Origin of the sequence: Aeromonas sp. FDAARGOS 1416, from assembly GCF_019048085.1 — a bacterium.
Lineage (GTDB): Bacteria > Pseudomonadota > Gammaproteobacteria > Enterobacterales > Aeromonadaceae > Aeromonas > Aeromonas veronii.
On the sequence record NZ_CP077301.1, the window covers coordinates 1745474 to 1767611 of the forward strand.

Genomic DNA, 22138 nt, shown 5'->3' on the forward strand with positions numbered 1-22138 from the left:
TAGTCGCCCTGCTGTATCCGGCATTCATCCATCTAGAGGATTTCCCATGGAGACGTTTCTGCTCGAAGGTCACCCCTTCGTTGCCTTGTGTGACCTTATCAAACATCAGGGGTGGGCCGATTGTGGCGGCGCCGCCAAAGCCCTCGTTGCCGAAGGGCTGGTCGAGGTGGACGGTCAGGTCGAGACCCGCAAGCGCTGCAAGATCGTGGCCGAACAGGTGGTCAACTTCAACGGCATGAAGGTCGTGGTGAAAGAGGGCGTCAGCCCGGAGATTGGCTAACCCCGTCTCGGGGAGCCACTCTCCGGCAACCCGCTAGCTGGCCTTGATCGACAGGGTCAGCACAAAACGCGCCATCGCCTCATCCCCGTTCAATGACGGACAGGTGGCTACCACCCGGATGGGGCGATTGATGCGCTGACCGCTTGCCAACGATTCGTCGATCATGGCGTCAATCTCCTCCCCCGCTGCGCAGTCGAACTGCACATCCCCCTCCGGTCGTTTCAAAAACTCCCCCTGCACATCCTTGAAGGCGAAGTGCACCTTCTTGCGCCGCTGCCGCCCCTTCTCCATCACCAGTAGACCACCCACCAGATCGGCGCCGGTCGCCAGCGCGCCAAAATACATGCTGCCCAGGTGGTTGCGGGTACGCCAGCCAAGGGGAATGCGAATGCGCAGCGCCTTGGCGTTCATCTCTTCGATGATCGGGGCACAAAACCCGATGACGGGAATATAGCGCCAGGCAAACAGCCGAAGTGCCAGATTGGCTTTGAAGCGTTGCAAATCCATATGCGAACTGATCCGATGAGTTAATGTAAACAACATGTTGCCTGCATCTGCGCCATTCGACAAGCACAGGGATCACGCTTACGACCTTTTGCCCAACCCAAAAAAACAGAGGGAACCGCACCGGTTCCCTCTTTTCGCTCATGTCGCTGTTACAGCAAATGTGCCGATCAGGCGCGCTTCTCTTCGAGCCAGGCCCCCTGACTCTGCATCTCGAACAGCTGGGCATAGTTACCGCCGAGGGCCATCAACTCACCATGGGTACCCCGCTCGCTCACCTGACCGCGGGAGAGCAGCAGGATCTCGTCCGCATCGACGATGGTCGAGAGGCGGTGGGCGATGGCGATGGTGGTGCGGCCACGACGGGCAGCAGAGATCGCCTGCGACAGCGCCAACTCGGTCTGGGAGTCCACACTCGCCGTCGCTTCATCCAGAATGAGGATACGCGGATCTCCCACCAGTGCACGGGCAAAGGAGAGCAGTTGCCGCTGACCGGCGGAAAGGTTCTTGCCACCCTCCTCCATCAGGGTGTTGATCCCCTGTGGCAAGCTGTGCACAAACTCGGCCAGCTGCACCTCGCTCAGCGCCTGCCAGAGCCGCGCGTCATCTATGCCGGCGCGGCCGAGACGCAGGTTCTCCGCCAGAGTGCCGACGAAGATAAAGGGATCCTGCTGCACCAACCCGATGCTGCGGCGCACCGCCGCCAGCGACAGAGTATCCAGTGCGTGATCATCGAAGCGGATCTGCCCCTGATCCAGCGGATAGAAGCCCATCAGCAAGCTGATGATGGTGGACTTGCCGCTGCCGGTATGGCCCACCAGCGCCAGCATCTGGCCCGGTTTTGCGGCAAAGCTGACCTCCCGCAGCACCTGCTGCTCGCCATCGTAGGAGAAGCTCACCCGCTCGAAACTGACCCGCCCTTCCAGCGGGCGCAGCTCGCCCCCGGTGCTCTCGCGGGTTTCATCGAGCAGGGCAAAGACCCGCTCCCCCGCCACCATCGCCTGCTGCAGCTGGTTAAGCTGGTTGGTCATCTCGATGAGCGGCTCGATGATCCGGCCCAGATAGCTGATAAAGGCATAGAGCACACCCACCTGAATGGCACCAGTGCTGCTCAGTCCCTCGTGGGCAAACAGCGCCAACAGACCGATCAGCACCATCATGTAGAAGAGATCGATGAGGGGACGCAGCAAAATGCCGTTGATCTTGAGGCTCTTGATCCGTGCCGACCAGTGCTGCTGATTCACCTCGGCAAAGGCGTTGGCAAAGTGGCGCTCCTGCACCATCGCCTGGATCACCGGCATCCCCTGCAGCGACTCGTTGAGGCGGCTGTTGATGTCGGAGAGCAGGCTGCGGGTCGCTCGCACCACCGGCACACTCAGTTTCTGGTAGAGCCACATCACCCCGCCCACTGCGGGCAGCAACAGGGAGCAGACCAGCATCAGCCGCAGATCCAGCAGCGCCATGGAGATGAGGATGCCGCACAGCAGCACCACTTTTTGCACCAGCAAGCCAATCACCTGCACATAAAGGTTCATGATCGCCTCGGTGTCGTTGGTGATGCGGGAAATCAGCGAGCCGGAGCGATGCTTGTCAAAGTAGCGGGCCGGCAAACGGATGGCGGTAGCAAATACCTGCTCGCGCAGGGTTTGCACCACCGCCTGAGCGATACGGTTAAAGCGCAGGGATTGCAGATAGAAACCCGCCGCCGACAGCACCTGCAAACCCAGATAGCCCGCTGCAATCAGGGCTATGGTGGGCAGCACGATATTGCGAGGCGCCAGATAGTCATCGATAAAGAGCTTGATCAGCAGCGGCCCGGCCACTTCGGCACCGGTCGCAAGCAGCAGGCAAATCCCCGCCTGGATCAGCCAGCGAGGATACTGGGCGCAGTAGGCGAGCAGTCGTTTAATGGTCGGATTCACAGGCTCTCCTCCACCGCTTCTTCGAGACGCTGATAACGCACCATATCTGCATACCAGCCATTGTGCGCCATCAGGGCACCGTGATGACCCCGTTCGCTAACGGTTCCCTGCTCCAGCACCAGGATCTCGTCGGCCTGCTCCACCGCCGTCATGCGATGGCTGACCAGGATCAGGGTGCGACGATGGGCCTTGAGGGCATGCAGAATTTGCTGCTCGGTGTGGGCATCCACCGCCGAGAGCGCATCATCGAGCACCAGAATGGGCGCATCCAGCAGCAGGGCGCGGGCAATGGCCAGCCGCTGTTTCTGGCCGCCGGAGAGGGTCACCCCTTTCTCCCCCACCTCGGTCTCATAGCCCTTGGGGAAACGCACGATATCATCGTGGACACAGGCAATGCGCGCCACCCGTTCGACCTCCTCGCGGCTCGCATCGGGTTTGCCGAGGGCAATATTGGCGGCGATGGTGGTGGAAAACAGGAATGGCTCCTGCGGCACATAGGCAAACTGGCTGCGCAATGTGGCGAGCGGCAGTTGGTCAATCAGAACGCCACCCATGGCTATCGAACCGTGAGTCGGATTGGCAAGGCGCATCAACAGCTTGAGCAGGGAGCTCTTGCCTGCCCCGGTGCGCCCCACCACCCCGAGCATCCCCCCTTGCTTGAGGGTAACGTCGATATCCGCAAGCAGGGTGCGCTGCTCAAGTTGATAGCTCACCCCTTTGATCTGCAAAGGAAAGGCAGAGGTAAACGCGGCCGGCTGGGCGGGCTCTTCGATATCGCTGCGCTCCCCCAGCAGGCTTTCGATACGGGAGTAGGCGGCGCTACCCCGCTCGATGATGTTGAACAGCCAGGCGATGGCAAACATCGGCCAGATCAGCTGCCCAAGGTACATGGTGAAACTGGTGAGCTCACCCAGGGTCAACTCATCGCGCAGCACCAGCACACTGCCCCCCGCCACCGCGAGGAAGTAGGAGCAACCGATACAGAGATAGATGACCGGATCGAACTTGGCATCGATGCGGGCCACCGCCATATTGCGCTCCCCCGCCTGTTTGGTCAGCTCGGCAAAGCCTTCATCTTCCAGCGATTCAACCGCATAGGATTTCAACACCCGCACGCCGGAAAGGGCCTCCTGAGTCTTGTTGTTGAGCCTGGAGAAGGCCCCTTGCGCTGCCTTGAACTGGGTGTAGATCTGGGTGCCGAAGCGGTTCATGAAATAGGCCATCACCGGCAGCGGCAGCAAGGAGACCAGCGTCAACTGCCAGGAGTACTGGCTGCACATAATGGAGAGCACCAATACCCCGACCATGATGGAGTCCACCAGGGTCAGCACCCCTTCGCCAGCGGTCATCTCCACAGCCTGAATGTCATTGGTGGCATGGGCCATCAAATCGCCAGTACGGTGGCGCTGATAAAAATCGGGGCTCATCCGGGTGAAATGACTGAACAGGCGATTGCGCAACACATAGGCCAGACGGTAAGAGGCACCGAACAGCATCACCCGCCAGACGTAGCGCAGCAGATAAATCAGCACACCCAGACCAAACAGCCCCGCCAGATAGCGCATCAGGGTACCATTGTCGAGACCGCCCTTGGTGATGCCATCCACCACCCAGCCCACCACTTTGGGCGGAATAACGGTCAACAGGGCCACCATCAGCAGCAGGGAGATGGCGGCCAGATAACGGGGCCACTGCTCCTTGAAAAACCAGCTCAATCGTAAAAATACGCTCACACCACCAACCTTTAGCGCTCTCTGCCCGTGACCGCTCCAAGAAGCGGCCATCAGAGAAGCCACGCAGAAATAGAAGAATGAAAACAATCGCCTCCGGCTGGAGGCGATTCGAACGAAAGCTCATCATATCCCGAACCGGGATGGTTGAGAATAATTACTATTTAATTCACTGTGACATGCGATCATCCCCTGATGAATAGGGATTATACGAATTTTCATGCTGCTCACCGGTCAACAGGAAGTGTGACACCTCTTCCCGGGTCTGGCTAAAGACCTGTTGCAACTGCTCCAGATCCGTCTCGCTTAGCACCTCGTTTTGCCGCAAGCGCCACTCCAGCTCGCCAGCCACCAATTGCAGACGGGCCGCCGAGATATTGGCAGACACCCCCTTGAGGGTGTGCAGCAGCTTGCTGGCCACCTCGGGCTGCTGACGGCGCAGGGCGGAGCGGATCTCCCACAGATCGTCCTTGTGCTCCGACATGAACAGCTTGAACAGGATCTGCAACGCCTCCTTGTCCTGCTCCAGCCGCTTGAGTGCATCCTGCAGATCGAGGATCCCGATCATATCCGGCGGTTTAACCTCCATGATCCCCGCCTGCTCCACCCCTTGCGGCTTTACCCACTGCAGCAGGTTGTTGTAGAGATCCAGCTTGCTCACCGGCTTGGTGACATAGCCATTCATCCCCACCCCCAGACAACGTTCCTTGTCACCGGGCATTGCACTGGCGGTGAGGGCAATGATGGGCACATCGTGTTTGTCGACCATCTTGCGGATCTGGCGGGTGGCATCGAGTCCGTCCAGAACCGGCATCTGCAAATCCATCAGGATCACGTCAAACGGCTGCTCTGCGACCCGCTCCACCGCCTCCCGACCATTGCTGACCACACACACTACCGCATCGACGCGCCGCAGATATTCGATGATGAGCTGCTGATTGACCCGGTTGTCTTCCGCCAACAGCACTCGGGTACCCTGCAACAGAGATTTGAAGTGTTGCTGATCCCCCTGTGCCTCGGCCTTGCGCAGGTTGAGCTCGTAGGAGCTGCCGTTGAGCAGCTCGTCCACCTTGGCCAGCAGGGCATTTTCGGTCATCGGTTTGGGCAGAAAATGGGTCAGCCCCATGCTATCCATCCGGGCGTGTAGCCCCTCTCTGGCCCAGGCACTGATCATCAGGATGGGGATCCGCCGCCACTGACTGTGCTGATACATCTCCAGCGCCAGATCGAGCCCATCCTCCTGACCCATGCGCCAGTCGAGGATCGCCAACCGCAGATTCGGTCCCTCTTCACGGAGCAGCTGACGGGCACGGGAAAGGGAGTTAACCGGCAGCACTCGCACTCCCGCGCGAGTCAGAATGTCCCGGGCCAGCTCCAGCACCAGTTCGTTGTCATCCATCACCATCACCAGCGGCTGGTTCTCGAAGAAGACTTTCCGTCCAGCCACGCCGTAGACCGCCTGCGCCATCGGGATATCGAACTTGAACAGAGAGCCGACGCCAGGCTTGCTCTCTACGCTGATCCGCCCCCCCATCAGCTCCACCAGCCGCTGGGAGATATTGAGCCCGAGCCCCGAGCCGCCATATTTGCGGGTATTGCCCGCCTCCAGCTGGGTAAACGCCTGAAACAGTTGGGTCTGCTTCTCTTCGGCAATGCCGATGCCGGTATCGCGCACACTGAAGCGGATCCGCATTGGGTGAGGATTGGCCAGCTCGATGCAGACTTCGACTTCACCGCGTTCGGTAAACTTGATGGCGTTGTTCACCAGATTGACCAGCACTTGTCCCAATCGCAAGGGATCCCCACGCAAGAAGACCGGCACCTCCGGTGACTTGCGAATAACCACTTCCACGTGTTTGCGCTCCGCCAGATCGGCAAACATGCCCGCCAGCGAATCGAGCTGCTCACTGAGATCGAAGTCGATCTCCTCCAACGTCAGCTTGCCGGACTCCACCTTGGTCAAATCAAGGATGTCGTTGATCAGCAGCAGCAGGGTATCGGATGAGGATTTGATCTTGCCCAGATAGTCCCGCTGTTGTTGATCCAGTTCGGTCTGCAGTGCCAGCGAGCTAAAACCTATGATGGCATTCATGGGGGTGCGGATCTCGTGGCTCATGTTGGCCAGAAAATCGCTTTTGGCCTGGGCCAGCAAGCCGGTCTGGCGCGACAACTCGCTCAGCTTCTGATTGCGGCGCCACAGGGTGAAGGCCACCAGCGCAAAGCAGATCAAAGCCCCGCACAGCACCATCAGATAGAAGCGGTTCATCAAAGAGGAGGCGCGCTCCAGCTTGTCGAGTTTCCAGCGCACCAGACTCTCGATCACATGCATGTCGATGAGCTGGTAACGCAAGGTGTGATAGGCAATCACCTGCTGGCTCATCTCCTTGCTCAGACGGATCAGGGTAGCGATCTCCGGCAAGTTGCCATAACGGGATTGCAACTGCTGTTGCAGCTGGTCCAGCGTAGTCTGTTCACGTTTGTCCCAACTGCGCTGCAGATAGTTGCTCAGTTGCGCCAGCTCCTCCAGGTCGCGATGAAGCGCACTGTCTGACGGGCTTATCCCCCGCACCTTTTTAATCTGGGCCTGCAGGGGCGCATTGAGGTACTCGATAGCCATCTCAATGGCATGAAGCCTGGCCAGCGCCATCAGATAGGTGTCCATGTCATCAAGCAGAGCCTGGGAAAGGTCGTCTTGCACCAGCTCGGGATCGCTTCTGACTTCCCGTACAAAACCGTCAAGGGTGATGGATAACTGGTTCAGTCGCTGCTGGACATTGCTGTCATTGGCCTGCTCCCGCCCAAGCAGATAGAGGGTATCGGCGTTGATCCTGTTCAGCACCACCTCGGCCGCTTCGTTCAGGTTGTGGGCCTGCTGCTGCTGACTGAGCGACTGCCAGCAATAGCCCGAAAAGGCAAGCAGCAGGGCAACAATCAGCCCTGGCACAGCACGGTTTTTCCGTGATCCTTTATTCATCCCGTCTCGACTCTCATCTGGTGGTCGCTGAATTATCCGGTCAGGCAATGAACCCTGGGGGAATTATCCACTCCCGCTGGGCACTGTGTTACCGTTATTGCTCTGATATTTCGCTATTGTTTCGCGATTGCTTCATTCTGGCTTTTCATCATATCCCCGGCCAGAGCTGATTTAGAAGGAACCAATTATGTCATTTATCACTACTTATTGTAGCCACTGCTTTACCAGGAACCGCCTGCCCGTTACCCATATCGATACATCTGCCAAATGCGGGCGCTGCAAAGCCCTCCTGTTCAGCCAGACCCCTTGCCTCGGGAATGCGGATAACTTCGATACCCTGATCAACTCAGATATCCCGGTCGTGGTCGATTTCTGGGCCAGCTGGTGCGGCCCCTGCCAGCAGTTTGCTCCGGTATTTCATGAGGTTGCCCATGAACTCGAACCACGGATGCGCTTTGCCAAAGTCGATACCGAGCAACAGAGCACCATTGCCGCCCGTTACGCCATTCGCAGCATCCCCACCCTGATGGTCTTCCAACAGGGCAAACTGGTGAACCAGATAAATGGCTCCTTGCCCAAGAGCATGTTCAAGCAATGGCTGGAACAGTTCATGGATGTTTGATTTATATTTCGCACATGTTTTATTTATGTGTTCATTTCCTCATTTTTATCAATGAGTATGTGAGTAGAGGCTGATTTTCAACATGTGAGTCTGTTTCAAACAAGTGAATGGATGTAATCTCGGCAACACAAAAACAACCATAAATTAACCGAGAGAACATTATGCACACATCAGCTGTACCCTCTGCTCCATCTCGCTGGCTGGACATCAAATCAGGGATCGTCATCCTGGATGTCTTGCTACTTTGCGCCATGCTCGCCTGGCTCCCGTTTGACCCCATGGTCAACAAGGGGCTGGGCATTCTGGTCTTTATCGCCATCCTCTGGCTGACCGAAGCACTGCACGTCACCATCACCGCGCTGCTGGTGCCCTTGCTGGCTACCGTGCTCGGGGTGTTTGACATGAGCAAATCCCTCACCGATTTTGCCAACCCGATCCTGTTCCTCTTTTTTGGCGGTTTCGCCCTCGCGGCAGCCCTCTCAAAACAGGGACTGGATACCCTGATGGCAGGCAAGGTGATGCACCTGGCCAATGGTCATCTGGGTTGGGGCGTCATCCTGCTCTTTACCATCACAGCCGCCATGTCGATGTGGATCAGCAACACCGCTACCACCGCCATGATGCTGCCACTGGCGATCGGTATGCTGGCACGCCTCGATAGCAAAAAAGAGCGCGCCACCTTCGTCTTCGTATTGCTGGGGATCGCCTACAGCGCCAGTATCGGCGGCATCGGCACCCTGGTGGGTAGCCCACCCAACGCCATCGCAGCCGCCCAGATGGGGATTGGCTTCACTGACTGGATGAAATTCGGTGTTCCAGTTGTGCTGATCCTGATGCCCTGCGGCATTGCCCTGCTCTATCTGGTGACCCGCCCGCGTCTCAGCCACCGCGTCGAGATCCAGGATGTCACCATCAACTGGACCCGCGAGCGTAAAGTGACGCTGGCAATCTTCCTGACCACCGTTGTGCTCTGGATCGGATCACAACCCATCTCCAACGCCTTTGGCGGTATTCCGCAACTCGACACCCTGATTGCCATGGGCGCCATCGTGGCCATCGTGGTCAGCCGTGTCGCCAGCTGGGATGACGTCAACCAGAACACCGACTGGGGCGTGCTGATGCTGTTTGGCGGCGGTCTGACCCTGAGCGCCATTCTCAAGGCCACTGGTACCAGCGCATTCCTGGCCAGCCATCTGTCGGCCGTACTCTCCAACGCCAACATTTTTGTCGTGTTGCTTATGCTGGCCGCCTTCGTGGTGTTCCTGACCGAGCTGGTCTCCAACACCGCCACCGCCGCACTGTTGGTTCCCCTGTTTGCCGGTGTCGCCGAGGCGCTGGGTGTATCACCTGTGGTGATGTCGGTGTTGATCGCTATCGGTGCCTCCTGTGCCTTTATGCTGCCAGTCGCCACGCCGCCCAATGCCATCGTCTTTGCCAGTGGCCACATCCGCCAAAGGGAGATGATGAAAGCCGGTATGGCTCTGAACGTTGTCTTTACCGTGTTGCTCGCCCTGCTGGCCTACTTTGTTGGCGATATCCTTTGATCCAGCTTCCCCCAATAAACAAAAACCCCCGCATTGCGGGGGTTTTCTCATTTATGAATCCGATTAGCTGATGTTGCAGGCCTTCAGATCCCAGATCCGATCCACATAGTCCTGAATGGAGCGGTCGGAGTTGAACTTGCCCATGGTGGCCGAGTTGATGATGGCCTTCTTCGCCCACAGTGCCGGATCCCGATACCAGGTATCGATCAGCTTGTGTGCATCCGAGTAGGACTGGAAGTCCGCCAGGGTCAGGTAAGGGTCTCCCCCTTCCAGCAAGGAGCGCTTGATGGAAGCCAGTTCACCCGGACGACCAGGCGTGAAGTAGTCGGTATCAAACCAGTCCAGCACGGCTTTGAGCTCGGAGTTGGCATAGTAGAAGTCGTACGGGTTGTAACCGCGCGCCTTCAGCGACTTCACTTCGTCCACGTTCAGACCGAAGATGGCACAGTTTTCGGCACCCGCCTCTTCAGCGATCTCGATGTTGGCTCCATCCAGCGTCCCGATGGTGATTGCACCGTTGAGTGCCATCTTCATGTTGCCGGTACCGGATGCTTCATAACCTGCAGTAGAGATCTGCTCGGAGACATCTGCCGCCGGAATCAGCTTCTCGGCCAGACTCACGCGGTAGTTCGGCATGAACACCACTTTCAGCTTGCCCTGGATACGAGCATCGTTGTTGACCCGATCCGCCAGCTTGTTGATGGCATAGATGATGTCTTTGGCGAGCTTGTAACCGGGCGCCGCTTTGGAGCCGAAGATAAACACGCGCGGATGCATGTCATAGTCCGGGTTGGCCAGCAGACGACGATAGAGTGCCATGATGTGAATGAGGTTCAGCTGCTGGCGCTTGTACTCGTGCAGACGCTTGATCTGAACGTCAAAGATCGCCTCGGCACTGACATCGATACCGGTTTCGTCCTTGATGACCTTGACCAGCTTCTCTTTGTTGTGACGCTTGATGGTCATGAACTGCTGCTGGAACGCCTTGTCGTCTGCAAACTTCACCACGCCACGCAGTTTGTCCAGTTGCAGCGGCCACTCCTTGCCCACCACTTCGTTGTAGAGACCCGCCAGCTCCGGGTTGCACGCCAGCAGCCAGCGACGCGGGGTCACCCCGTTGGTCACGTTGCACATTTTTTCCGGCCACAGCTCGGCATACTCGGGGAAGAGATCTTCCTTCACCAGCTTGGAGTGGATCTCGGCCACACCGTTCACTTTGGACGAACCGATCACGCACAGGTTGCCCATGCGAACCTTGCGCACATCTCCCTCTTCGATGATGGAGAGCTTGGCTTTGATAGCATCGTTGCCCGGCCACTTGGGCTCCACCAACTCGTTCAGGAAGCGGGCGTTGATCTCGTAAATCACCTCCAGATGGCGAGGCAGTACTTTCTCGAACAGGCTGACCGACCACTTCTCCAGCGCTTCCGGCAGCAGAGTGTGGTTGGTATAAGAGAAGACCTGATAGCTGATCTCCCAGGCGGCCGCCCAGTCCAGCCCCTCTTCATCCACCAGCACTCGCATCAGTTCGGGAATGGCGATAGTGGGGTGAGTATCGTTGAGCTGGATAGCGATCTGGGCCGCGAAATTGCTGAAGTCGCTCTCATGTACCCGCTTGTAGCGGCGCATGATGTCCTTGATGGAGCAGGCGCAGAAAAAGTACTGCTGGATCAGGCGAAGCTCTTTACCGGCATCGGTCTCATCGTTCGGATAGAGCACCTTGGAGATGGTTTCGGCCTGTGCTTTCTCTGCCTGGGAGTCGATGTAACCACCGGCGTTGAACACGTCCCAGTCAAAAAACTCGGAGGCTCGGGATTCCCACAGACGCAGGATGTTGACGGTACTCCCGCCAAAACCGACTACCGGGATATCCCAAGGCACCCCTTTGATCTTGCGACCCGCGTGCCAAACCTTCTTCAGGCCGCCATTGTCACCAAACACGGTCTCGACATAGCCATAGAGGGGGACTTCCTGTACCGACTCCGGACGGCAAATCTCCCAAGGGTTGCCATATTCACGCCAGGAGTCCGGACGCTCGATCTGGCGGCCATCCTGGATTTCCTGACGGAACAGACCGTGTTCGTAGTGGATACCGTAACCAACCGCCGGATAGTTCAGAGTGGCCAGCGAGTCGATAAAGCAGGCAGCCAGACGACCCAGGCCGCCGTTGCCAAGTGCCATGTCAGGCTCTTGTTCGCACAGGTCGGTCAGTTCCAGACCGAGTTCGCCCAGCGCCTCTTCGCAAGTCTTGTAGAGGGAGAGGTTGTGCAGGTTGTTGGAAGTCAATCGTCCCATCAGGAATTCAGCAGAGAGATAGTGAATCGCACGAGTATCTTTCTTGAAATGAGTCTGCTGAGTGCGGGTCAGGCGCTCGTACACCTGTTCATTGACGGCCGCCGCAGTGGCTTTCCACCACGCTTCGGGAGAGGCTTTCTGTTCGCTTGTTCCCAAGGTAGAACGCAGGTGACGCACGATACTCGCCTTGAGCTGATCTTTATCCAGTTGGAGATCCTGGTCTGTCTTCTTCTTGGTAGCCATAAACCATATTCCTTCGTTACAAATAAAATTGTTATCCCGCTTGCGGGACCGGCGCTGTTGTTATCTCAAAATATGTACCGGCGTGAGAATACTAACTAAAGCGGCAGAATTAAAAGTTAACGCAAGTCACACTTTAACCGATAAAAACAGCCTGAAAAGCTTGAAAACCCTTTCCTTTAATTGATCGCATAAAAACAAGCATTCCCTTTATTATCATAAACTTAATGAAACAATAAAAATATTCTGGCATGAATAGGTTTTCAGAGATTGCCAAGCCTTGAAAATCCCTGAAAATAGGCAGCAAGACGGCACATTGAAACCGGTTTCAATGTGCCTGAAAAATTACCGTATAAATATGAAGCAATCATTGCACCCTTAAAGATGTGCCTTGAACTGATTACTCAATGGATCGTAATGGTACCCAATCTGATCCAGACGTCCTGCCAACTGCTCTTCACTCATATCGTAATAGGCCAGCAGCTCCTCCAACCCGTCACACTCAAGCCTTAGCTTCTCATTGATGATGCCCAGCAAGATGTTGGCATCAAGATGTTGCAAGGTACTGATATCCATGGCGGCACCTCCTGTAAATGACCTGTATAACCATGGGCGGTTACGCAAGGTTTGTCCATAGTACGAAAAACACCCAACCAGCTTTATATTAAATAGTGTTTAAAAACATAACCTTACTAACGACACATGCCAACACCATCACATTTTTCAGCAAAAACACCTTGTCACTGCCACAGGATATAACTACTGTATGCACATACAGCTTGGATATTCATACAGGAACCCCATATATGAACCAGCCCCTGCACTCACTGCCCTTTGCGATGAATCGTGTCATGAGCAAGCCCTGGCCCACCAGAACCGCCTGCAAAGCGGAGTTGGCTCATTATGGTGTGACTATCCAGTCTGATGATCAGTTTCTGAGCGAGCTGACAAAGCTTGGGGAGGCTCATACCGGCTGGATCTTGCTGATCGCCCCGCCGGGACGCCCCACAGTCAGCCGTCTGGAAGAGCGAGGTATCGATCCCAAGAGAGTGCTGGTGGTACATAGCCCCAAAATCAAGAACTGGCAGCAAACCCTGGAGCGCAGTCTGGGCAATGGTCACTGCGCCGCCGTATTTACCTGGCTGCCTGAGCAGATCGAGCTGGATCACGTCAAGCTGCAGCGACTGGGACAGCAATCTGGCGTACTCACCCGCTTCTTTGGCGCGAAACGGACTAACCTCGGCACACCTCTGCTGGCGTATGCAGAGCAAGATATCTATCTAAATCACTAAGTTAAAATTTGGCCATTCTTGGGCATGGCTGCAACGACAAAGCCATTGCCATCATTACTCAGTAAAATCCCAGCAAAATGAAAAGCGCCTGCATTGCTGCAGGCGCTTTTCATTGGCGGCCATTGGGCCCACTTACGCTTTCACGCAAGATTACTCTTCGGGACAGGGTGCCAACACCACCCGGCGGCGACCCATCACCACCGGACGCACCAGCAGCTGTGCCAGCAAGACACCCAGCAGGGTCAGCCCACCCCCGATCAGGTGATAGCTGGTCAGCCGCTCCCCCAGCAGGGTGATGGCAAGGCCAGCCGTCATCACCGGCAGCAGGTTCATAAAGATGGCGGTACGGTTGGCGCCGAGCAGGGCGATGCCCTGCATCCAGAGCCAGGGCGAGAGCGCCGAAGTGGGGATACCGGCATAGAGGATCAGCCACAGGGCCCGCCCATCAGGCCACTGGCCATCCACCAGCAAAAAGAAGGGGGTCAGGATCACCACACTGCAGATCACCTGACCGTAGAGCAGCGACCAGTTGTCGAGCCCCAGATCCCACTTCTTGAGCAGCACGCTGTAAAGGGCATAAGTACCGGCCGAGATCAGCATATAGACAGAGCCGATATGAATGCCTTGGGTAAACAGCCGGGTCGGATTCCCCTGCCCCAGCAAGATAGACAAGCCAAGGATGGAAAGCAGCGCCCCCAGTACAGCGCCCCAGGTGGGCCGCTCGCGCAGCAGCCAGATGCTGAACAACACGGTCAACAGCGGCGTCAGTCCCATCATCAGTCCCATCTCGGTCGCCCCTAGCGTTTGCGCCGCGTAGTACCCAAAAGTCTGGTTGAGCACCATGCCCAGCAAGGCCAGCATGGCGATCTGCCAAAAACCGGCACGAATGCGGGCACGCGCACGCCATACCCGACGGGCCAGAAACGGGCTTAATACCAACGCAGCCACCACCCAGCGCGACCAGGCCAAGGCTGCAGGAGACAAAACACCAACCGCCAGTTTACTGACAATGCCATTGCCAGCCCAGATGGCAATGCAGGAGAAGGGAAACAGAAAGGCAAGGGGCATGAGAGGATCCAGACCGAAGAGACAACAGCGGGCCAGTATAGGGGGCGATGAGAGATAAACAAAGGTGTGGGCCTGAACAGCCAAGCGGTGAACGCCAGCCGCCAGAAACAAATATGCCCGCAAAAGTGCGGGCATATCAGTGCAGAAACAGGTTCAGAAGCGCATCACGCGGCATCCATGTGCAGTCTGGAGATCAGCTCGTTGACCTCGGTGACTGTCTGGCGATGGGGAATATCCGCCGGATTCGGCATCAGCAACAAACCGGATTGGAAATCAAACCGCCCCCGACCATGGATGTAAATCCGACCTTTAAAGAAGGTTTTGACATGCTTTGCCACCATCAGTGGCAGGTACTTCTTGAACACTCTCATCGTTTGCAACCTCTTGCAGTTGTATCCGTATGACAGCAGCTTCTGCGAATTAATTCCGTAAAATATTTATAAAAATCCGGAAAACTCGCCCATCTCTTCCCAAAAAATTCAATCTATAACTTTTTATTAACTTTTAGCCTATTGTATGCGGCCCTTCGAGCCAGAGCAAGGCTACTTTGCCATCGTGCCACTCGATACAGGCAATCCCCGAGGTGGCAAACATGGGTGCTCCTGCGGCCGGACAGAGGCTTTGCACCAGATAACCCACCAGCGGCAGATGGCTGACCATCAGGATCTGGTCATGTTGCTGCGCCAAAGTGGTGAGGTAGCTGGCCACGAAAGCGGGATCACCGTAAGGGGTAATGTCGCCACTCTCTTCAACGGCTGCTGCGTCAGGCAATTCACTGCATATGGCTTGCCAGGTCTGGCGTGCCCGCAGATAGTTGCTGTGGATCACCCTATCCAGCGGGCCAATCAGCTGAGGCGCCAGCCAGCGGGCCATCTGGATAGACTCTTCAATACCCTGCTCGGTCAATGGACGCTGTTCATCTGTTTTCGCATTCATGCCAGCCTGGCCATGACGCATGATATAGATCTTCATTACAACCTCGCCCAACGGGCCTGTTTTGATAGCCGGGGGATCTTACCCCGCCACGGGTGTGGAAACAATTGCGCTACCTCTCAGAAAAGGGTTTGCCTGACGGGATAGCGGGGTCGATAATCATGTTTAAATTCAAATAAATCCAACGTGAGTCACACGCCAATGAGCCCATATGCCAGTCCCAATGACCATCGGCAATACCATTTTCTGGAGCTGGCCAACCGGCTCAGGGTCTTGTTGATTTGTGATCCCGACACCGACAAATCCGCCGCCTCACTGGCGGTCAATACCGGCCATTTTGACGATCCCGCTGACCGGCAGGGAATGGCCCATTTTCTGGAGCACATGCTGTTTCTCGGCACCTGCACCTACCCCAAGCCTGGTGAGTACCAGCAATTTATGAGCCGTCATGGCGGCAGCAACAACGCCTGGACCGGCACCGAGTTCACCAACTTCTTCTTCGAGATCGACAACGGCTTCTTCGAAGCGGGGCTAGATCGCTTCTCCCAGTTCTTTATCTGCCCCACGTTTGATCCGGAGTGGGTGGACAAGGAGCGCAACGCGGTCGACTCCGAGTATCGCCTCAAGCTGCAGGACGACATGCGCCGCAGCTATCAGGTGCATAAAGAGACGGTCAACCCGGCGCACCCCTTCTCCAAGTTCTCGGTGGGCAACCTCGATACCCTGGCCGATCTGCCGGGACGGGATCTGCGCTCCGACCTTATCCGTTTTTACGAAAGCCACTACAGCGCGGATCGCATGGCGCTGGTGATGATCTCGCCGGAATCCATCGATACCCAGTTGCAGTGGTGCTGTCGCTACTTTGCTCCCATTTTGAATCGCAATTTGGGAACCCCGACCCTCACCATGCCGCTTTACCGGCTCGACGATCTCGGCGTGCGCATCCACATCAATCCGGTCAAGGAGACCCGCAAGCTGTCGCTGAGCTTCCCCCTGCCCAATGTGGACGAGTTTTACGACAAAAAGCCCCTCACCTTCCTGAGCCATCTGATTGGTTATGAGGGGGATGGCAGCCTGCTCTCCCTGCTCAAGGCGAAAGGCTGGGTCAATCAGCTCTCGGCAGGCGGTGGCATCAGCGGCGCCAACTTCAAGGATTTTGGCGTCAACTTTGGCCTCACCCCTCTGGGCCTTGAGCATGTGGACGACATCCTCGCCGCCCTGTTTGGCTATCTGAAACTGATCGGCCGCGAAGGGCTGCAGAGCTGGCGCTATGACGAAAAACGGACCGTACTCGAATCGGCGTTCCGCTTTCAGGAGCGCGGCCGCCCCCTCGATACGGTGTCGGGGCTGGTGCTCAACCTCTTTAGCTACAAACCTGAGGAGCTGCTCTACGGCGACTACATGATGCGCGAATATGACGAGGGGCTGATCCGCCGCTTCCTCGCCAAGCTCACCCCGCACAATTTGCGTATCACCATCACTGCGCCGGAAGTGGCGACCGATCGGCTGGCCCGCTGGTATCAGACCCCCTATAGCGTGGCGACCATTACCGAGGCCGAGAAAATTCGCTGGCAGCAGAGCGAACCGGATCCGGCGCTGGCGCTGCCCAAGCCCAACCCCTTTATCAGCAGTAGGCTCGATCCGCGCACACCCGAGCTTGCCGCCGACATGCCAGCCTGCCTTATCGATCGCCCCGGTTTTCGCCTCTGGCACCTCCATGAGCACCTGTTCAGCGTGCCCAAGGGCAATCTCTATATCTCCATCGACAGCGAACATGCGGTCAAAAATCCGCGCAATATCGCCATGGCGCGCCTCGCCGTGGAGCTGTTGGCTGACCACCTCAACGCCCTCACCTATCCGGCGGAGCTGGCGGGGCTGGGTTACCAGATCTATGCCCATCAGGGGGGCTTTACCATCAACCTGAGCGGCTTTGCCGACAAGCAGCCGCTGTTGCTCGACATGATCCTCGGCAACCGCACCCTGGGGTATCCGGATCCGGGTCGCTTCGCCGAGATCAAGGAGCAGCTCATTCGCAACTGGGACAACCAGTCCAAGGCGCGCCCCATCTCCCAGCTCTTTAACCAGCTCACCAGCCTGTTGCAGCCGAACAACCCGCCGTTCGAGCAGTTGCTGCGCCACCTGCGCACCGTCGAGCTGGAGGAGATGCCCGGCTTCGTGGCCCAGCTGTTTGGCGAGGTGCATGTCGAGGCATTGGTGCATGGCGACTGGACTGCCGCCGAAGCACTGGAGCTGGCCGCCCTGATGGAGCGCCACCTGAGCGACATCAATGGCACCAGCAGCAAGCCGAGCGGCGAGACCCGCCGCCCGCTCATCTCCATTCAGGACAGGGGCACCCTTATTCGCGAGCAGGGTTGCGATCACGAAGACTCGGCGCTCCTGGTCTACTACCAGTCCCGTACCACCCGGGCGCGGGATCTCGCATGCTTCACCCTGGCAAACCACATCATGTCCTCTACTTTCTTCCACGAGCTGCGCACCCGCCAGCAACTGGGTTATGTGGTGGGCGCCGGTAACCTGCCTCTCAATCGCCACCCGGGGCTGATCTTCTATATCCAGTCGCCGGTGGCGGGGCCGCAGATCCTGCTCGATGCGGTGGAGGAGTTTATCGACCTCTTCCCGCTCGCCATGCTCGAATTTACCGAGCAGCAGTGGCAAGAGAGCAAGGCGGGGCTTCAAGCCCAGCTGAGCGAGCGGGATGCCAATCTGCGCAGTCGCGGCCAGCGGCTGTGGGTCAGCATCGGCAACAAGGATCTGGGGTTTGATCAGCGGGAACGGGTCTGCGACGAGGTGGGCAAGTTGAGCCGCGCCGACCTAGTGCGCTTTATCACCCAACTGCGCTCGCGCACCTCCGATCGGCTGATCCTCTGCAGCTATGGTCAGGGGCACGAACATGACGAGCGGATCACCGGCCAGTTTATCGACGATCCACGGGCATTTCGGCTCAATGCCGCCACCTTCGAGGCCTGATCAGGCCTCGACATCCCCCGTTTTTCCATTCCTACGGCATATCGCAGGCAATAAAAAGCCGACCCATCAGGGTCGGCTGGAAAAACCATAACAATTGCGACCAAAGCCGCCAAAAGTGAACATGAGCGTGAAAATCAGACACTGAGTTGCTGATCAGCAAGCGGGAAAGACCCGATACTCGCTTTGCAATGCCAACAGTGATTGAGAAACAGCCTCATATTAGGCACTCCCCCCGCCAGTCACGTTGATCTACGTCAAAGGAGGTAGCGAAGAGCGCGTAGCCCGATGATTTGTCGGCGCAGATCACCCTTTGGCCGCACGTTAGCTGCCCGTTAACCCCGGCGAACCAGCCGGTAGGCCACCTCATCGAAGTAGGAGAGCTGACCCGACAGCACCCGCGGGTGATCCACCTCGGCGGCGCGCCCCAGCACCTCAATACGAAAATCGCGCTCGAACAGGGCTCGCACCTCCATCTCACCCACCGAGAAGGGGGGCTGACTCTGCTGCTCAGGCTGATATTCAAGGGTCACCAGCAGGATCTGGCCACCGGTCTCGACCAGCGAACTGATCAGGGCTGCATACTGGCGGCGCATCGCGGTCGGCAGGGCGATCAGCGCCGCGCGGTCATAGACCAGCCGGTAACGGCGACCCAGACTGGGGGCGGCGAAAAAATCCCCCTGAAAAATGCGCAGGCTGTCCACCTGATGGCACTGATAAGGGCCCACCTCGCTGACGGTCGCGGCGAGCTGGTTTTCACTGAAGAACTGGCTGACGGCAAGGCTCGATAGCTCGAAACCGTCGACCGGATGACCCTGAGCGCTCAGCCAGAGCATGTCGCGGGACTTGCCGCACAGGGGAACCAGCACCGGCTCGTCCGCTTGCTGGGCTGACCACCAAGATTGCAGCCAGTGGTTGAAGTCCGCCTGATGAAAGCCAATTCGGTTCTCTTCCCAACGCTGATGCCAAAACGCAGCTTCCATCGTTATTACCCTTCTGTACTAAAGATGCCTCAATATCACAACTTAACCGGCACCGCGCAACCCTCTGCCCTCCCCTTTTTGCCGCGCAGCCTCTGCGTGTTATCGAGCGAATTACGGGACATCCCCTTGCCGTGCGCCTCGCAGTCGCAATGAGCGCTATTGGGTACGTTTATAACGGGCAGAGGTATACCAACCCATGCAAAAACGTCATGGGTGTATGGCGATGAAGGAATGAAAGGAATGAAAGAAATGACGTTGGCAGGCCAAAACGTGCCTACCAACGCCAAAAAAGTCACGACAGCGTGGCGCGAGCGGCCGCCAGCTGGCGCTCGATATAAGCAAAATCGGGGCGTTCGGCGGGGAGTTCAGAGAGGCAGGCCGCTTTGAGTTGATGCAACCCATCGAGCGGTGAGTCTTGCGTATCGCAATGGGCCAGCAGCTCCTCCAGCAGGCAGCCAAAGGCGCGCACTTCCAGTCGCTCAAGTCCTACGGCCCGCTCGCGGTCGCAGCGGTCATACAAGGAAGCGGCGCCAAAATCCCCCAGCAGAGCGCGAGCCGGGGCGTCAGGCCCGCGGGTAAACAGAATATTGTGGCCGTAGAGATCCCCGTGCATGATGCCCGCGCGGTGCAGATGGCCCGCCACCGAGGCGATGCCGTGGGCCATCGCCAGCGCATCCAGCACACTCAGATCCAGCCCCTCGGGATAGACATCCCGGGTGCAGGAGTCCAGGCTCGGCGGCCCGGCCAGATTGGCAAAGGCCGGATCGATCAGCTCCATTACCAGTGCCGGAATGCCGGAGGGGTGATCCGCCACCTTGCCCATCACCTTGATAAGGTTGGGATGAGTGCCCGCCGCCAGCGATACCGCCATCTCGCAGCGGGGCAGTCCGTCGCTGGTCACCGCCCCCTTGAACAGCTTGACCGCCACCTGACTGGCATCGGCTCTGCCGCTCGCCTGAGTCACTTCATCAGCAGTATTACCCACAAGGGTGGCGCGATGGATAACGCCGGATGCTCCCTGCCCCAGCAACTCGCCCAGCGCCAGCGTCTCCCAGGCAATGGGCGCGACATGGGCATCATCGATGGCCCGCGCCTCCGCCCCTTCGCTAAAGGAGTTGCCGGAGTAGGCGAGCCATGAAAGGCGAGGCAGCGAGAGCAGCCACTCGGGGAAGCATTCGATGCGGTTGGCGGCGATGCGCAGCAGCTCAAGATTGCGGCAGTTGGCAAGGCTCGCGGGCAGCTCGCGCAGACGGTTGCCCGCCAGCATCAGCTTTTGCATAGCGTCGCACTGGCCCAGCTCATCAGGCAGCTGCTCAATTGCGTTATCGGTCAGGATCAGCCAGCGCAACCCCGCAGGCAGCGCCTTGGCCGAAACTGTGTCGATCTGGTTGGCCTTAAAGCCCACCATGGTGAGCGCAGGACAGCGCCCCAGCACCTCGGGCAGCTCGGTAAAGCGGTTCTCGGAGCAGAAGATGATGCGCAGTTTGCCAAACCCGGCCAGCTCGTCGGGGAGCGTGCTTAGCTGGTTGCCGGTGAGATCCAGCACCTCCAGCGTCTCTTTCAGGCTCAAAATCTCGCTGGGGAACTCCGTCAGGTTTTCACAAAGCTTCAGATGGCGGGCACCGCACAGTTCACCTGCGCGCAGCTGTTCCAGAGTATGCATAACCGTTTCTCAATCCTGATGACCTGTCTGATGGTGTAGCCAGCCATCAGCGCGCCGAACCCGGGTTCGGCGATTTTAAAGGGGGGCATTATAAAGAATTCGGGGCTCAGTTCGCCCCTTTTGTTGCCACGAAGGCCTGTATCGACATGTAGCAAAACGAGTTGGAGAGAAAGAGAGCAAGATTCGGGTCGTTCCAGCGAGGAGTGGTTGCCATAGTGGGGGTCAAACCCAAGTCGGTTGGAACCTATTGGAGTTCCAACCCACAGCCAACCTTGTGAGCCACTTAGCTGGCGCACAACACACCTGCGAGGGAACTGCCATGTCATTACTGTCCAACAAGGTCGCCATCATCACCGGCGCCAGCTCCGGCATCGGTCGCGCCAGCGCCATCCTGTTTGCCCGCGAAGGGGCCAGCGTCGTCGTCGGCGCCCGCCGCCAGCCCGAGCTGGATCTACTGGTGGAGGAGATCCGCCATGAGGGGGGCCAGGCGGTGAGTCTGGCGGGAGATGTGAAAAGCGAGAGTTACGCCCGCGATCTGGTGGAGCTCGCGCTAACCCGTTTCGGCGGGCTCGATATCGCCTTCAACAACGCCGGTACCACAGGCACGCCGGGCAGCGTAAAGGAGCTTGAATTGGCGCAGTGGCAGGAAATTCTGGATACCAACCTCACCAGCGCCTTTGTGGGAGCCAAGTACCAGATCCCCGCCATGCATGCGCGCGGCGGCGGCTCGCTTATCTTTACCTCCACCTTTGTCGGCCATACCCTAGGGCTGCCCGGCATGGCGGCCTATGCGGCGAGCAAGGCGGGCCTCATCGGCCTGACCCGGGTGCTGGCCGCCGAGTATGGGGCACAAGGGGTGCGGGTCAACGCCCTGCTGCCGGGGGGCACCGACACCGCCATGGGGCGGGCCTTTACCGATACGCCAGAGAGTCTCGCCTTTGTGCAGAATATGCATGCCCTCAAACGGCTGGCCCAACCGGAGGAGATCGCCCGCTCGGCCCTCTATCTCGCGTCCGATGCATCCAGCTTTACCACCGGCATTGCCTTGCTGGCCGATGGTGGGGTATCTATTTGTCGCACATGATGTTGTCGCCCCCAACACA

At 57.9% G+C, this 22138-nt stretch carries 17 protein-coding genes; 6 read left to right on the forward strand and 11 right to left on the reverse strand.

Annotated elements, in window-relative coordinates:
• Positions 1-46: 46 nt before the first annotated feature.
• A complete protein-coding gene (gene ybcJ / locus I6L46_RS07730; RefSeq protein WP_005361116.1) occupies positions 47-280 on the forward strand; it encodes a ribosome-associated protein YbcJ in 234 nt (77 codons plus the stop codon).
• 33 nt (positions 281-313) lie between these two features.
• On the opposite strand, the gene I6L46_RS07735 is transcribed toward ybcJ, so the two are convergent.
• The 4 genes from I6L46_RS07735 to I6L46_RS07750 form a co-directional block, all read right to left on the reverse strand.
• Entirely contained in the window at positions 314-787 is a 474-nt protein-coding gene (locus I6L46_RS07735) for a DUF4442 domain-containing protein (protein WP_005352552.1), read from the reverse strand.
• 167 nt (positions 788-954) lie between these two features.
• A complete protein-coding gene (locus I6L46_RS07740; RefSeq protein ID WP_216977806.1) occupies positions 955-2706 on the reverse strand; it encodes an ABC transporter transmembrane domain-containing protein in 1752 nt (583 codons plus the stop codon).
• Entirely contained in the window at positions 2703-4439 is a 1737-nt protein-coding gene (locus I6L46_RS07745; protein ID WP_216977807.1) for an ABC transporter transmembrane domain-containing protein, read from the reverse strand. Before I6L46_RS07745 ends, I6L46_RS07740 begins: the two co-directional genes overlap by 4 nt.
• Positions 4440-4605: 166 nt before the next feature.
• Positions 4606-7410, reverse strand: coding sequence for a response regulator (locus I6L46_RS07750; RefSeq protein WP_216977808.1), 2805 nt, complete (start codon positions 7408-7410; stop codon positions 4606-4608).
• Positions 7411-7597: 187 nt separating this feature from the next.
• Between I6L46_RS07750 and trxC the strand changes: the two genes are divergently transcribed.
• The gene (gene trxC, locus I6L46_RS07755) at positions 7598-8032 is read left to right on the forward strand and encodes a thioredoxin TrxC (protein WP_005352560.1); all 435 of its coding nucleotides are present in this window, start codon (positions 7598-7600) and stop codon (positions 8030-8032) included.
• A 161-nt stretch (positions 8033-8193) separates the two neighbouring features.
• Positions 8194-9576: a DASS family sodium-coupled anion symporter gene (locus I6L46_RS07760; protein ID WP_005333606.1), complete on the forward strand. Its 1383-nt coding sequence runs from the start codon at positions 8194-8196 to the stop codon at positions 9574-9576.
• A 63-nt stretch (positions 9577-9639) separates the two neighbouring features.
• Here I6L46_RS07760 and I6L46_RS07765 read toward each other — a convergent pair whose 3' ends face one another.
• Both I6L46_RS07765 and I6L46_RS07770 read right to left on the reverse strand, forming a co-directional pair.
• Positions 9640-12114: a glycogen/starch/alpha-glucan phosphorylase gene (locus I6L46_RS07765; protein WP_216977809.1), complete on the reverse strand. Its 2475-nt coding sequence runs from the start codon at positions 12112-12114 to the stop codon at positions 9640-9642.
• Positions 12115-12489: 375 nt separating this feature from the next.
• Complete coding sequence (locus I6L46_RS07770) at positions 12490-12687, reverse strand: DUF4250 domain-containing protein (protein WP_042055771.1); 198 nt, start codon at positions 12685-12687, stop codon at positions 12490-12492.
• Between the two features lie 230 nt (positions 12688-12917).
• On the opposite strand from I6L46_RS07770, the gene I6L46_RS07775 reads away from it, so the two are divergent.
• Positions 12918-13403 carry a cell division inhibitor gene (locus I6L46_RS07775; RefSeq protein WP_005333614.1) on the forward strand — a complete coding sequence of 162 codons (486 nt, stop codon included), beginning with the start codon at positions 12918-12920 and terminating at the stop codon, positions 13401-13403.
• A gap of 150 nt (positions 13404-13553) precedes the next feature.
• Here the strand turns inward: I6L46_RS07775 and I6L46_RS07780 are convergent, their stop codons facing one another.
• The 3 genes from I6L46_RS07780 to sixA form a co-directional block, all read right to left on the reverse strand.
• Positions 13554-14471: a DMT family transporter gene (locus tag I6L46_RS07780; RefSeq protein ID WP_216977810.1), complete on the reverse strand. Its 918-nt coding sequence runs from the start codon at positions 14469-14471 to the stop codon at positions 13554-13556.
• 164 nt (positions 14472-14635) lie between these two features.
• Positions 14636-14842, reverse strand: coding sequence for a DUF1107 domain-containing protein (locus I6L46_RS07785; protein WP_005336998.1), 207 nt, complete (start codon positions 14840-14842; stop codon positions 14636-14638).
• Positions 14843-14975: 133 nt separating this feature from the next.
• Positions 14976-15443, reverse strand: coding sequence for a phosphohistidine phosphatase SixA (gene sixA / locus I6L46_RS07790; protein ID WP_216977811.1), 468 nt, complete (start codon positions 15441-15443; stop codon positions 14976-14978).
• Between the two features lie 162 nt (positions 15444-15605).
• Between sixA and I6L46_RS07795 the strand changes: the two genes are divergently transcribed.
• Positions 15606-18392, forward strand: a complete 2787-nt coding sequence (locus tag I6L46_RS07795) for an insulinase family protein (RefSeq protein ID WP_216977812.1) — start codon at positions 15606-15608, stop codon at positions 18390-18392.
• Positions 18393-18724: 332 nt separating this feature from the next.
• Here I6L46_RS07795 and I6L46_RS07800 read toward each other — a convergent pair whose 3' ends face one another.
• Positions 18725-19372, reverse strand: a complete 648-nt coding sequence (locus tag I6L46_RS07800; RefSeq protein ID WP_005337003.1) for a thiopurine S-methyltransferase — start codon at positions 19370-19372, stop codon at positions 18725-18727.
• Between the two features lie 292 nt (positions 19373-19664).
• Positions 19665-21035: a leucine-rich repeat-containing protein kinase family protein gene (locus tag I6L46_RS07805; RefSeq protein WP_216977813.1), complete on the reverse strand. Its 1371-nt coding sequence runs from the start codon at positions 21033-21035 to the stop codon at positions 19665-19667.
• Between the two features lie 319 nt (positions 21036-21354).
• Between I6L46_RS07805 and I6L46_RS07810 the strand changes: the two genes are divergently transcribed.
• Complete coding sequence (locus I6L46_RS07810) at positions 21355-22119, forward strand: SDR family oxidoreductase (protein ID WP_216977814.1); 765 nt, start codon at positions 21355-21357, stop codon at positions 22117-22119.
• The last annotated feature ends 19 nt before the right edge of the window (positions 22120-22138 follow it).